The organism is Streptomyces sp. NPDC018019, assembly GCF_044327805.1.
Taxonomy (GTDB): domain Bacteria; phylum Actinomycetota; class Actinomycetes; order Streptomycetales; family Streptomycetaceae; genus Streptomyces.
This window is the reverse complement of sequence record NZ_JBIRGD010000007.1, coordinates 302,672-315,449: the sequence shown is the minus strand read 5'-3', so window position 1 is coordinate 315,449 and position 12,778 is coordinate 302,672. Positions and strand designations below refer to the sequence as shown.

Below are 12,778 nucleotides of genomic sequence, written 5' to 3'. Positions count from 1 at the left end.
CCGTGACTCCTCCATGCCGATTCGTGCCGGTCCGCCAGACGCGTGTCCCTGCTGCTGAAGGCTACCGCGCGGGGAAAGAGCCCCGGACCGGCTCCCCACCCGTCCCGGCCGGTGCCCGGGGAGTCCGTCACCACTCAAGGACGTACGGCGTCCCCGTCGCGTTGAAGTGCCCCACGTTGACGCACTCGGTCGCGCCGACCCGCACCCGCCGGGCCAGCGGCTGGTGCACGTGCCCGAAGAGCGCGTAGCGGGGGCGGGTGCGGCGGATCGCGTCCAGGAGGGCGGTGCTGCCGCGTTCGAAGCGGCGGGCGACGACGTCGTAGCAGAGTTCCGGGACGTCCGGCGGGATGTGGGTGCACAGCACGTCCACCTCGCCGACCGCCTCGATCTTGGCGGCGTACTCCTCGTCGCTGATCTCGTAAGGAGTCCGCATCGGCGTCGTCAGCCCGCCGCCGACGAAGCCGAAGACCCGGCCGCCGATCTCCACCCGCTCGCCGTCCAGGACGGTGGTGCCCGGCCGCGCGTACTCCGGCCACAGGTGGGGGAGGTCGACGTTTCCGTAGGTGGCGTACGTCCGCTCCGGGAAGGCGGCGAACAGTTCGGCGTACTGCCGGCGGACGGCCGCCTCGATGACGGCCATCCGGCCGCCGCCCTCGCGTTCGATGCCGCCCCACAGCCGCCGGCCCAGCGCGCGTGCTTCCTCGAAGCGGCGGGCGGTACGCAGTTCGACCAGCCGGTGGGCGTTCTCGACGCCGAACAGGTCCGGGAAGATGCCGCGCGAGTGGTCGGCGTAGTCGAGGAAGAGCACCAGGTCCCCCAGGCAGACCAGGGCGTCGGCCCCGTCGCCCGCCCGGGCGAGGTCCCGTCCGTTGCCGTGTACGTCGCTGACCACATGCACTCGCATGACGGTCACCCTAGATCGAACGGCGGACCGCCGGGAGAGGGGCCCGACCTGCGGTTACTTCCCGGTCACCGAAAGCCTGGTCTAGTCTGCGCTGAGCAGTCCCCAGGCGTGCCCGAACGCGTGTCACACAGCTGTGACGCATCGAACATCTGGGCGTACACCCCTATCCCAAAAGCAATACCGATGGGTAACGTCCGGGCAGTCCACCACCCCCCTGCCTGATCATGGACCGCATCCGGCCGGCACACAGCGTCGTGAGGCCGGCGCCAATGAGGAGCAGCAGTCTTGCGCGAGTTCAGCCTTCCGGCCCTGTACGAGGTCCCCGCGGACGGCAACCTGACGGATCTGATCCGCCGCAATGCCGCGCAGCACCCCGATGTCGCCGTCCTGGGCCGCAAGGTCGACGGCCGGTGGCAGGACGTGACGGCCGCCGTCTTCCTCGCCGAGGTGCGGGACGCCGCCAAGGGCCTGATGGCCGCCGGGATCAAGGCCGGCGACCGGATCGGCCTGATGTCGCGCACCCGTTACGAGTGGACGCTGCTGGACTTCGCGATCTGGAGCGCGGGCGCGATCACGGTCCCGGTGTACGAGACCAGCTCCGCCGAACAGGTGCAGTGGATCCTCGGCGACTCCGGAGCGGTGGCCTGCCTGGTGGAGACGCCGGCGCAGGAGGCCGCCGTCGAGTCCGTACGCGACCGGCTGCCCGCGCTGGAGAACATCTGGCAGATCGAGCGGGACGCCATCGCCCGGCTGCGCGCGGCCGGCGCCGGCATCACCGACGAGGAGGTGGACGAGCGCAGCGCCGCCGCCGACGCGGACTCCCCCGCCACCATCGTCTACACCTCCGGCACCACCGGCCGGCCCAAGGGCTGCGTGCTGACCCACCGCAGCTTCTTCGCCGAGTGCGGCAACGTCGTCGAACGCCTCAAGCCCCTCTTCCGCACCGGCCACTCCTCGGTGCTGCTCTTCCTGCCGGTGGCGCATGTCTTCGGCCGGCTGGTGCAGGTCGCCTCGGTCATGGCGCCCATCAAGCTCGGCCACGCCCCCGACATCAAGAACCTCACCGACGACCTCGCCTCCTTCCGCCCCACCCTGATCCTCGGCGTCCCCCGGGTCTTCGAGAAGGTCTACAACTCGGCGCGGGCCAAGGCGCAGGCCGAGGGCAAGGGCAAGATCTTCGACCGGGCCGCGGAGACGGCCATCGCCTACAGCCGCGCGCTGGACACCCCGGCCGGGCCCGGCCTCGGCCTGAAGCTCAGGCACAAGCTCTTCGACAAGCTGGTCTACGGCAAGCTGCGCGCCGTGCTCGGCGGCCGGGCCACCCACGCCATCTCCGGCGGCGCGCCGCTGGGCGAGCGCCTGGGCCACTTCTACCGGGGCATCGGCTTCACGGCCCTGGAGGGCTACGGCCTGACGGAGTCCTGCGCGGCCACCGCCTTCAACCCGTGGGACCGGCAGAAGATCGGCACGGTCGGCCAGCCGCTGCCCGGCTCGGTGGTCCGCATCGCCGACGACGGCGAGGTGCTGCTGCACGGCGAGCACCTGTTCACCGAGTACTGGAACAACGAGGCCGCGACCAAGGAAGCGCTCTCCGACGGCTGGTTCCACACCGGTGACATCGGCACCCTCGACGAGGACGGCTACCTCGCGATCACCGGCCGCAAGAAGGAGATCCTGGTGACGGCGGGCGGCAAGAACGTCGCGCCGGCCGTCATCGAGGACCGCATCCGCGCCCACGCGCTGATCGCCGAGTGCATGGTCGTCGGCGACGGCCGCCCCTTCGTCGGCGCGCTGGTCACCCTCGACGAGGAGTTCCTGCCGCGCTGGGCGGCGGAGCACGGCCGCCCGGCCGGGCAGAGCGTCACCGAGCTGAGCCGGGACCCGGAGCTGCTGGCCGCGGTGCAGCGGGCGGTGGACGACGGCAACGCGGCCGTCTCCAAGGCCGAGTCCGTACGCAAGTTCCGCATCCTGCCGACGCAGTTCACGGAGGAGTCCGGGCACGTGACGCCGTCCCTGAAGCTGAAGCGGAACGTGGTGGCGAAGGACTTCGCCGAGGAGATCGAGGCGATCTACCGCGCCTGACGCGCGGGCCCGCACCGCTCACACCGTTCCGGACGCCGGGCGGGCCGCGCGCACCGGCCCGCCCGGCGTCCGCGTACGGCTACAGCAGTTCCTTGAGCCGTTCCGCCAGCAGGTCCCAGCGCCACTTCTCCTCCACCCAGGCCCGGCCGCGCTCGCCCATGCGGCGGCGGGCGTCCGGGTCCTTGAGGAGGGCGATGACCCGTTCGGCGGCGGCCGTCGGGGCGCCGCCCGGGACGACGTACCCCGTCTCGCCGTGCAGCACCGCGTCCGGCGCGCCGCCGGAGTCGCCCGCGACGACCGGGAGACCGGTGGCGGACGCCTCCAGGTAGACGATGCCCAGGCCCTCGACGTCCAGCCCGCCGCGCCGGGTGCGGCACGGCATCGCGAAGACGTCACCGGCGCCGTAGTGGGCGGGCAGCTCCTCCCACGGCACGGCCCCGGTGAAGCGCACCGAGTCCGCCACGCCCTTCTCCTCGGCGAGCGCGTGCAACTGCTTCTCGTACGGGCCGCCGCCGACGACGAGCAGCACCGCGTCCGGCACCTCGGCCAGGACGCGCGGCATCGCCTCGATCAGGGTGTCCTGCCCCTTGCGGGGCACGAGCCGGGAGACGCAGACCACGACCGGCCGATCGGTGAGCCCGAGCCGGGCGCGTACCGCGTCGCCGCCGGAGCCGGGGTGGAAGGTCTTCTCGTCCACACCGGGCGGCAGTTGGACCATGCGGCGGGCGGCGGCCGGGGTCAGCGCGGCGGCGATCCGCGAGCGGGTGTACTCGCCGAGGTAGGTGATCGTGTCGGTGCCCTCGCCGATCCGCCGCAGCAACTGCCGGGAGGCGGGCAGCTGCGCCCAGGCCGCCTCGTGCCCGTGCGTGGTGGCCACGATCCGGCGGGCGCCCGCCCGGCGCAGCGCCGGCGCCATCAGGCCGAGCGGCGCCGCGGCCCCGAACCACACCGAGGAGCAGCCGTACCGGCGCAGCAGGCCGGCGGCGGTCCGGGTCACCCGGGGCGTCGGCAGCAGCATCGTCGTACGGTCCCGGACGACCGGGAAGGGCTGCTCGGCGTCGAAGCGGGCGGTGGCGGCGACGCCCTCCTCGCTCCGCTTCCAGGTGGAGGCGTAGACCACGACCCGGTCCGGGTCCAGGCGCAGCGCCATGCTGTGCAGGAAGGCCTGGATACCGCCGGGGCGGGGCGGGAAGTCGTTCGTGACGATCAGCGTCTTGTCCATTGCCCTCGCACAGTACCGGGTCGCCGGACACGGGCGGCGGCAGCGGCCCCGGCGCGGGCGGAACGCGTCCGCGGGGCCGCTTCGTCTACGGTCGTGACAGGCCGTCGTTCGTGTGTCCGGATGCGGACGGCGGGAGGACGACGGGACGAGGTGCCGATGACCAGGGCCAGCAGCCGGCCCCTGTGGGACGCAGTGCGTGCCCTGGCCCCGCCGGTGGCGGTGTGGGCCGTGAGCCGGGCGGTGCTCCTGCTGTGCGTGTTCAAGGTGCTGGTGCTGCCGGGCCCGGATGTGACCAGTGACATCTCGGGCATCTACCAGGGCTGGTCCGAGGTCCTGAAGTCCGGCACGTTCCCGCAGGACGATGTCACCTGGCAGTACCCGCCGGCCGCCGCGCTCGCCGTGCTCTCCCCCGGCCTGCTGCCCTTCCTGGACTACGCGTCGGCCTTCTTCCTCCTGGCCTGCGCCGCCGACGCGCTCACCTTCGCGCTGTTCCTGTACGCGGGCCGGCGGCCGGGCAAACGCCTCACCGGTGCCTGGGTGTGGACCGCGGGCGTCGCCCTGCTCGGCCCGACCGCGTACGCCCGGTACGACCTGATGGTCACGGCCGTGGCCGTGGCCGCCCTGTTCGCCGCCGCCCGCCACCCGCGTATCTCCGGCGTGCTGACCGCGTTCGGCGCGCTGCTGAAGGTCTGGCCGGTGCTGCTGCTGGCCGGCGCTCCCCTGCGGGGCCGCCGGGCCCGCGAGTTGTGGGGTGCGGCGGCCGTCGGCGCGCTGGCGATCACGCTGCTCCTCGTCGCCTGGGCCCCTGGCGGGCTGGCGTTCCTCACCTTCCAGCGCGACCGCGGTACGGAGGTGGAGTCGCTGGGCGCGCTCGTCTTCCATCTGGCCCGGCAGTTCGGCTGGGACGGCCAGGTGCTGCTGAATTACGGCTCGGTGGAGTTCGTCGGCCCGTACGTACCACTGGTCAGCTCCCTGGCGCTGGTCCTGACCGCGGCGGCCTTCGGCTGGCTGCTGGTGTGGCGGCTGCGCGCGCGGGAGTTCACCTCCGCCACGCTCGCCGACGCCGCCTTCACCGCGGTCCTGCTCTTCGTCACCACCAGCCGGGTCATCAGCCCGCAGTACATGATCTGGCTGGTCGGTACGGCGGCCGTGTGCATGACGCTACGGGCGAGCCGGATGGCGCTGCCCGCCGTCCTGGTGCTGCTGGCGGCCGGGGCGACGCTGCTGGAGTTCCCCGTCTGGTTCGCGGACGTGGTGGCCAGCCAGGGGCGCGGCGTCGTGCTGCTGACCGTACGCAACGGCCTGCTGGTGGCCGCCTCGCTGACCGCCTGCCGCCGGCTGTGGCGCTCGACGGTACGGGCACCGGCCGTCAGTCCAGCTGCTCGACGACGTACGCCCGCCACCGCCGGGTGAACTCCGCCGGGGCGACGCCCAGTTGGTCCCGCACCGCCTGCCCGGCACCCTGGTCGCCGCCCCGGCCCGCCGCCCGGTAGAACGCGCCCAGCCGCTGTTCGCCCCAGGTTTCGGCGATCATCCGGCAGGCCAGCCAGCCGCCCTCGTACGCCCGGGCCAGCTGCCGGCTGGTGCGGCTGAAGCGGAAGTCGCCGTCGGCCGGGAGCCGGGACGGCGGCGCGCCCTTGGCGACCGCGTGGGCGAGTTCGGGGGCGGTGACCGTGGCCGGGCGGTCGCCGCCGCGGTAGGCGGCCCAGTCGGCGAACCCCTCGGAGAGCCACAGCGGGGTGGCGGACGTGGTGGCCGTGCGCGTCGCGACATGGGTGGCCTCGTGGGTCAGCACGATCTGCCGGCCGGCCGCGGACAGTTCGCCGTACGCCTCGGGGTTGACCACGACCCGGTCGGCGGGGGCCGCCGGTGCCCCGCCCGCCGCGCCGGTCGTCACGGCCGCTATGCCCCGGTAACCGGACAGGTCGGTGGTGTTCAGCAGCTCCGCCATCCGCTCCAGCGACTGCGGCGCCTCGACCACCACCCGGCCGGCCCACTTCCCGGGCCACGCCCTGCCGACGGCGGGCACGGCCGCGTCCGTGCGGCCGGCCAGTTCGCGCAGTGCCGCGGTGCCCCGCCCGACGCCGAGGACCAGGCTGTACCGCCCCCGGACGACCTCGACCGGCCCCTGGTCCCACAGTTGGCGCGCGCTGCGCCGCCCGCTGCCGGCCCCGTCCGAGTCGGAGCTGATCCGCCACCGGCCGCCGCGGTCGGTGAGCGTCAGGTACTGGACGGCGGTGACCGGCGCGGTGTCGTACCCGGTGATCCGGTAGCGCAGCCGCACCTCGGCCGCCACCCGCCGGCCGTCCGCGCCGGCGACCGCCGGCAGGCCGAACGCGTCGGTCCGCACCAGCTCGTACGACCAGGCGGCCAGCGGCACCTGCGCGAGGTTGGCGAACATCCGCCGCTGCTCGGTGCGGTACCCGGCCGCGCGCGGGTCGACCGAGGCGAGGAAGGCCCCGGCGTCCCGGCTCCGTACGGCCGCGGCGCGCTGGTCCAGCATGCGCTGGATGCCCGGCGGGGCGGTCTGCGCACCGGCCGGGTCGTCGCAGCCGGCGAGGAGGGACACCAGCGCCACCGGCAGGGCCGCGCACAGCGCCGCCCGGAGCCTCCGGACCGCCCGCCGCTTCACCTGTCGACCTGCCACGCGGCTGATCGTAAGCACCGGCCGGGAGCGCGGACAGCGGTCAGGGTCGGGTTACGGACGAGATCGGCATCATGCCGACCGGGTCGGACCGCACCCGCGCGCCCGGGTACGGCGCGTGTACCACCTGGCCGTTGCCCACATACATGCCGACATGACTGGCGTCGTCCCGGTAGATGACCAGGTCCCCCGGCCTGGCCTGACTGACCTGAACCTGCCGCCCGGCGCCGCGCTGGGCTTGCGAGGTGCGCGGGATGGCGACCCCGGCGCGCGCGTAGGCCCACTGCATCAGTCCGGAGCAGTCGAAGGAGGACGGGCCGGACCGTCCCCAGGAGTACGGTGCGCCGATCGCCGCGCGCACCGCCTGGACGGCGGCCCCGGCGCGCCCCGAGGAGGAGGACGACGCCCCGGACAGCTCCGGCAGCGACCGCCCGACCCCGCGGTTCGCCCGGTCGTAGGCCGCCCGGTCGGCTTCGGTCAGCGAGTTCAGCAGGCGCTGTGCGGCGGCCAGTTTCCGTTCCACGTCCCGCTTGTGGCGCGCGACGTCGCGCCGGCTCGCCTCCAGGTCCGCCAGCTTGCCGGTCGCCGTCCGGCGCTGCTGCTCCAGTCCGCGCTGGGCGCTCTGGAGTTCGCGCAGTTCCCCGGCCTGGTTGCCGTGCACCCGGTCGAGGGCGGCGGCCTTGTCGAGGTAGTCCGCCGGGTCCTCGGACAGGATCAGTTTCAGGGCCGGGTCCAGGCCGCCGGAGCGGTACTGGGCGGAGGCGACGGCGCCGAGCCGGGCGCGCAGCCGGTTGACGTGTTCCCGGCCGCGGGCCGAGCGGTCCTGGAGGGCCGTCACCTCGGCACGCAGCTTCCGGGCCCGCTCGGCGGCCCCGTTGAACTCCTCGGTGGCCTTCTCGGCCTGCTCGTAGAGGGCGTCGACGCGCGAGGTGACCTCGGCGGGTGCCGGGCCCGGGGCGGCGCTCGCGGCTCCCGCGGACAGCGCCGCCGCCGCGGTGACCGCGGCGGCGGACAGCACGGTGGCCCTGGTCGCGCCGGCCAGGCCGGACTGTGAGACACGGCGGTGGGATACCACGTGCGGCCGCACTCCCTTCCGTGCAGCCCCTGCCGCCCGGGGCGGACGGTCGGTGACCGGCGGCTGCGAGGGCAGACAGTAACGGCGCCGGTGGCCCGCGGCCAAAGACCCGCAACCTCCGCGTGCGGTACGGAAAAAGCCGCCCCGCCGGTGACTGCGCAGGTCACCGGCGGGGCGTGAAGTCAGCGGCGACAACCGCAATTCGCCCGATCGGGCGGCAGCGGCGGGCCGGTCCCCACGGGCGCGGGAACCGGCCTCGCGGACGTCAGACGCGGACGCCGAACTGGAAGGGCATGTTGTTGATCGACTCGTAGCGCACGGACGCGCCCGGCTTCGGCGCGTGCAGCACCTGGCCGTTGCCCGCGTACAGGCCGATGTGGTGCAGGTCGCCGTAGAAGAGCACCAGGTCGCCCGGCTTGAGGGCGCTCTGCGAGGAGATGCGGGTACCGGCGTTGGCCTGCGCCTGCGAGGTGCGCGGCAGCGACTGGCCGGCCTGCTGGTACGCCCAGGAGGTCAGCCCCGAGCAGTCGAAGGAGGACGGGCCGGTGGCGCCCCACACGTAGGGCGAACCGATCTTGGAGGCGGCGGCGGACAGGGCGGCGGCGCCACGGCCCGAGGCCGGCGCCTGGTTGCCCAGGTCGGGCCGCTCGTTGCCGCGGCTGGAGCGGCTCTTCTGCTCCTCCTCCTTCTGGAGGGCTTCCTTCTCCTTGGCGGTGAGCGTGTTGAGCAGCTCCTGCGCCTTGGCGAGCTTGCCCTTGATCTCGTCCTTCTTCTCGCCCAGCGCCTTGCGGGTCTCCGAGAGGTCCTGGATCTTGGACGAGGCCTCCGCGCGCTCCTGCGCGAGCTGGCGCTGCTTGTCCGCGATGGTCTTCAGCTGCTCGGCCTGCTTGCCGCTCAACTGGTCGAGGGTCGCGGCCTTGTCGAGGTAGGTGTCCGGGTCGCCGGAGAGGAACAGCTGCACGGACGGGTCGATGCTGCCGCTGCGGTACTGGCCGGAGGCCACCGCGCCGAGGCCCTTGCGGAGCTGGTTCAGCTCTCCCTGGCCGCGGGCGACCTTGTCCTGGAGGCTGTCCACCTCCTTCTGCAGCTTCTCCTGGTCCTCCTTGGCCCCGTTGAACTTCTCGGTGGCCTGCTCCGCCTGCTCGTAGAGCTTGTCGACCTCGGCCTTGACGTCTTCCTTCTTCGGCTTCGGGTCGGCGTGAGCGGCCTGGGACGAGAGGGCGACAGCCGCTGCGGCGGTCGCGGTGAGCACGGTCACGCGAGTACGGCTCGGCTGCTTGGGTCGACGGTGGGACGCCACGGAGGCGAGCTCCTTCTTCCTTCAGCCGCCTACCGGGAGTGGGGGGTAGCTGGACCCCGGCTCCGCGCGAACGCCGCGGACTCGGCGGTTCCTTCACTGTTCATCCCGGGTGGATGATCAACTGCATGAAGGGTCGAGGCCCGACCTTAGTAACCGAGTTGTGATCGCTTCAAATCCTCACCGGAAAAAACTCCTGGATGGTCCTCATCCTTTACCAACATCACACAGGCAGTAGCGGTCACTTGACACTCAGACACGAACGGCAGGCATGGCATGCCCCGTTGATGGGTACACCTTTACCTCCGCCCCGCGGGCCGCATCCGTCACGAACCCCCGGCATCGGGCCCTCGGAACATACCTCCCGCAACACCCCGGAGGCCGGGCCTTCCGGACAAGTCGTACGCATCGTACGGACGGTACGTATGAAGAGAAGGTGCGGACGGAACGTACGCCCCCGGCGCCCGCCGGCCAGCTCCGGGCAAGCCGCTCCGGTCAGGTACGGGCAAGTCGCTTCAGCAGCAGCGCGGATGCCACCGGCCGCGCCCCGGCCTTGGCGACTCCGTCGGCCACCTCGCGGTCCGTGGAGACCACCACCACCGGGCGGCCGGGCGGCTCGGCCCGTACGAGCTGGCGAATCAGCTCATCGGCCGTCACGCCCGGCTTGCTGAACAGGACGCGTACGCCGCGCGGCGGCGCGAGCAGCACCGGCGCGGCCAGCTCCGCGCCGTCGAAGACACACGTCATCTCCGCGCCCGTCTGGGCGGCCAGCACCGCCAGACCGCCCAGCAGCCGCAGCCGCTGCTTGTCCAACGGCATCGTGGGATAGCCGGTCTTGGTGACGTTGTAGCCGTCCACCACCAGGTGGGCCTGCGGCAGCGCCAGCAGCTGGTCCAGCAGCGCGGGGTCGGTCTCCGACAGCGCGCGCGTGGCGATGTCCTTCGGCGTCATCTTGCCCGGCGCCACGGCATCGACGGTGTCCGCCGGGTGGATGTCGGCGGGCGGCAGCGCCAGTTCGCGGCGCAGCCCCTGCGCCGCGTCCAGGACGGTGTCCAGCAGCAGCCGCAGCCGCATGTCCTCGGTGCTGCGGCCCTCCCGCGTGGCGCGGCGGCTGGCCTCCAGCGCCGCCTCGACCTCCGCGATCCGGGCCTTGAGACGGCGCGCCTCGCTGTCGGCCGCGCTCTTCTCCTGCGCGGCGGCGGCCCGTACGGACTCCGTCTCGGCCGCGGCCTTGCGCGCCGCCGCCTCGCCGCGCTTGACGTCGCTGAGCGCGCTGCGCAGCTTGCGCCGCAACGACTCGTTCTCCTTGCGCAGCGCGTCCAGGTCGCCGCGCACGCGCTCGGCGTCGGCCCGCGCCTGCGTGCGGACCTGCACCAGTTCCTCGCGCAGCGCGGCCAGCTCGCGCTCCGCCTCCTCGCCGGCCCGCTCGGCGCGGGCGCGCTGCGCCTCCTCGCCGGCCGCCGCGACCAGCTTGACCCAGCCCTCGGGGCGCAGCACATAGGCCGCCGCCGCGACGTCCAGCGGGTCGGCGGCGGCGGGCGGGGTGCCGTTGTCCAGCGCTTCGGCCAGTTCCGGCTGGGCCTCGCGGAGCCGGCCCGCGATCCGCTGCCGGAACACCGCGTCGTTCTCCAGCGCGGCGGCCATCGCGTTGCCCGCGAACTTGGCCCGGCGGCTGGGGGTGAACCGGGCGTACTGCCGCAGCGGCGGTGGGAGTTCGGCGACGGTCAGGCCGCCGAAGGACTCCGCGGTGAGCGCCACGACCCGGCGCCGTACGCCCTCGGGCAACGGACGGTCGAGCACCTCGTCCGCCTCGGCCGCACCGGCCTCGGCATCGCGCTCCGCCCCCGCAGGCCCTTCTGGACGCTCCACCACTGCTGCATCGCTCCGATCTCAGGCGCTCGACTCAGGCGCTCGCGCCCGGCCGGTCGACCAGCTCGATCTGGTCGACCGCGTTGCACCAGCGGCAGCGCACGGACTCGATGCTCTCACTGCGCACCTCGCGCTCCTCCACCTTCGGCTCCCCGGCGAGGTCGAAGTGGAAGTACTCCACGGCCTCCGACCGGCGGGTCACGTCGAAGCGCGTCAGGTTGCCGCACAGCGTGCAGCGCCACCGGGTCCCGGCCGTCGGCAGGGGAACAGCCATGGTGTCGTCCTCTTTCGTCACGCTCGGGGGAGCGGGGCTCGTGCTGTCGTTCGGGGGCTTCCCGCGGTGCGCCGTCGGACTGCGGAAGTACGCGGGGGTACTGCCCGTTACCCTACGGCCTGACGCCGGTACGGCGCGGGCCCGCCCGGTGGGCGGGACGCGGCGAGGCGCTCTGTCCCGAATGCCCTCATTGAGCCATGATCACTTCATGACGGACCCGCCCCTGTTCCCCCGGAAGCCGCGCGCCCGCTCGGTGCTGTCCGTTTTCTCCCGCATGACGAACGTCCTGATCGCCGTGTGCTGCGTCCTCTTCGTCATCGGGCCCGCCTCCGGCCTCAACGGCATATACGGCACCGGCGACGCCGTCGTCCAGGCCCAGACCGCGTACTTCGAACGCTGGGGCGTCATCCCGCGCGACCTGTGGAGCGGCTCGCCGCACGCCCTGCTCACCCCGCTGACCGCCCTGTTCGTGCACGGCAGCTGGCTGCACCTGCTGGGCAACGTGCTCTTCCTCCACGTCTTCGGCGGCATGGCCGAGGACCGCATGGGCCGGCTGCCGTTCACCGTCTTCTACATCGTGACCGGCTACCTGGCCCTGATGGGGTACGCGGCCGCGCACGCCGCGTCCGGCCAGACCCTGGTCGGCGCCTCCGGAGCGATCTCCGGGGTGCTGGGGGCGTTCCTGTACCTCTTCCCCAAGGCCCGGGTCACCAGTCTCTACCCGTTCCTCTTCTTCCTGCCGCTGCGCTTCCCCGCCTGGATCGTGCTGCTGTTCTGGTTCGTCCTCCAGTGGATCGCCGCGCAGCGCGACCCCAGCACCCCGGGCGTGGCCTACCTGGCCCATGTCGTGGGCTTCGCGGTGGGCTTCCTGTACGCCTGGGTGCGGTACCGGCCGGTCCCCTGTCCGCCGCGGGACGCCGCCGCGGCCCCCGGTAGTGTGGGGTCCGCCGGAACGGCGAAGCAGCAGGCGACCGAGGGAGAGAGCCAGCCGTGATCACTTCGATCGTGCTCATCAGGACCAGCGTGGACCGCATCCCGGAGATCGCGGAGAAGATCGCCGCGCTGGAGGGCGTCAGCGAGGTCTACTCGGTCACCGGTGCGTACGACCTGATCGCGATGGTGCGGGTCGCCCAGCACGACGATCTGGCGGACGTCATCCCCGGCCGGATCAGCAAGGTGCCGGGGGTGGCCTCCACGGAGACGCACATCGCGTTCCGCACGTACTCCCAGCACGACCTCGAAGCGGCCTTCGCCATCGGCCTGGACGCCTGACCGGAGCCCTGCCTCGCCCGAAAACGCCAGCCGCGGCGGCCCGGCTCCTGTGGGCCGCCGCGGCTGCGGCACGGGCGTCTGTGCACGCCCGCGCCGTTGTCACCCGCACCGCGGCGCCCGGACAGCGGAGCGCCGCGGC

Annotated in this window: 11 protein-coding genes; 4 read left to right on the top strand and 7 right to left on the bottom strand. The window is 73.2% G+C overall.

Going from position 1 to position 12,778, the window contains the following annotated elements:
• Window positions 1-127 precede the first annotated feature (127 nt).
• Window positions 128-892, bottom strand: coding sequence for a metallophosphoesterase (locus ACH4FX_RS15255; protein WP_398479015.1), 765 nt, complete (start codon window positions 890-892; stop codon window positions 128-130).
• A 297-nt stretch (window positions 893-1,189) separates the two neighbouring features.
• Between ACH4FX_RS15255 and ACH4FX_RS15250 the strand changes: the two genes are divergently transcribed.
• Window positions 1,190-2,986, top strand: coding sequence for an AMP-dependent synthetase/ligase (locus ACH4FX_RS15250; RefSeq protein WP_398478930.1), 1,797 nt, complete (start codon window positions 1,190-1,192; stop codon window positions 2,984-2,986).
• Between the two features lie 79 nt (window positions 2,987-3,065).
• On the opposite strand, the gene ACH4FX_RS15245 is transcribed toward ACH4FX_RS15250, so the two are convergent.
• Window positions 3,066-4,208, bottom strand: coding sequence for a glycosyltransferase family 4 protein (locus ACH4FX_RS15245; RefSeq protein ID WP_398478928.1), 1,143 nt, complete (start codon window positions 4,206-4,208; stop codon window positions 3,066-3,068).
• A gap of 156 nt (window positions 4,209-4,364) precedes the next feature.
• Between ACH4FX_RS15245 and ACH4FX_RS15240 the strand changes: the two genes are divergently transcribed.
• On the top strand, window positions 4,365-5,621 hold the full coding sequence (locus tag ACH4FX_RS15240; protein ID WP_398478926.1) for a glycosyltransferase 87 family protein: 1,257 nt from the start codon (window positions 4,365-4,367) through the stop codon (window positions 5,619-5,621).
• Here ACH4FX_RS15240 and ACH4FX_RS15235 read toward each other — a convergent pair.
• From ACH4FX_RS15235 to ACH4FX_RS15215, 5 genes are all read right to left on the bottom strand, one after another.
• Window positions 5,578-6,855, bottom strand: coding sequence for a hypothetical protein (locus ACH4FX_RS15235; RefSeq protein WP_398478924.1), 1,278 nt, complete (start codon window positions 6,853-6,855; stop codon window positions 5,578-5,580). The genes ACH4FX_RS15240 and ACH4FX_RS15235 overlap by 44 nt on opposite strands.
• Window positions 6,856-6,895: 40 nt before the next feature.
• On the bottom strand, window positions 6,896-7,927 hold the full coding sequence (locus ACH4FX_RS15230; RefSeq protein ID WP_398478922.1) for an NlpC/P60 family protein: 1,032 nt from the start codon (window positions 7,925-7,927) through the stop codon (window positions 6,896-6,898).
• A gap of 265 nt (window positions 7,928-8,192) precedes the next feature.
• Window positions 8,193-9,227, bottom strand: a complete 1,035-nt coding sequence (locus tag ACH4FX_RS15225) for an NlpC/P60 family protein (protein WP_398478921.1) — start codon at window positions 9,225-9,227, stop codon at window positions 8,193-8,195.
• A gap of 492 nt (window positions 9,228-9,719) precedes the next feature.
• The gene (locus ACH4FX_RS15220) at window positions 9,720-11,093 is read right to left on the bottom strand and encodes an NYN domain-containing protein (RefSeq protein WP_398478919.1); all 1,374 of its coding nucleotides are present in this window, start codon (window positions 11,091-11,093) and stop codon (window positions 9,720-9,722) included.
• A 34-nt stretch (window positions 11,094-11,127) separates the two neighbouring features.
• Window positions 11,128-11,367, bottom strand: a complete 240-nt coding sequence (locus ACH4FX_RS15215) for a hypothetical protein (protein WP_398478917.1) — start codon at window positions 11,365-11,367, stop codon at window positions 11,128-11,130.
• Between the two features lie 274 nt (window positions 11,368-11,641).
• On the opposite strand from ACH4FX_RS15215, the gene ACH4FX_RS15210 reads away from it, so the two are divergent.
• On the top strand, window positions 11,642-12,361 hold the full coding sequence (locus ACH4FX_RS15210) for a rhomboid family intramembrane serine protease (protein WP_398479014.1): 720 nt from the start codon (window positions 11,642-11,644) through the stop codon (window positions 12,359-12,361).
• A complete protein-coding gene (locus ACH4FX_RS15205; protein WP_398478915.1) occupies window positions 12,358-12,639 on the top strand; it encodes an Lrp/AsnC family transcriptional regulator in 282 nt (93 codons plus the stop codon). The genes ACH4FX_RS15210 and ACH4FX_RS15205 overlap by 4 nt, the downstream gene beginning before the upstream one ends.
• Window positions 12,640-12,778: the final 139 nt, after the last annotated feature.

Coding starts and splice junctions, on each gene's coding strand:
- ACH4FX_RS15245 (WP_398478928.1), bottom strand. CDS start 4,208: ATGGACAAGACGCTGATCGTCACGAACGACTTCCCGCCCCGCCCCGGC.
- ACH4FX_RS15240 (WP_398478926.1), top strand. CDS start 4,365: ATGACCAGGGCCAGCAGCCGGCCCCTGTGGGACGCAGTGCGTGCCCTG.
- ACH4FX_RS15215 (WP_398478917.1), bottom strand. CDS start 11,367: ATGGCTGTTCCCCTGCCGACGGCCGGGACCCGGTGGCGCTGCACGCTG.
- ACH4FX_RS15210 (WP_398479014.1), top strand. CDS start 11,642: ATGACGAACGTCCTGATCGCCGTGTGCTGCGTCCTCTTCGTCATCGGG.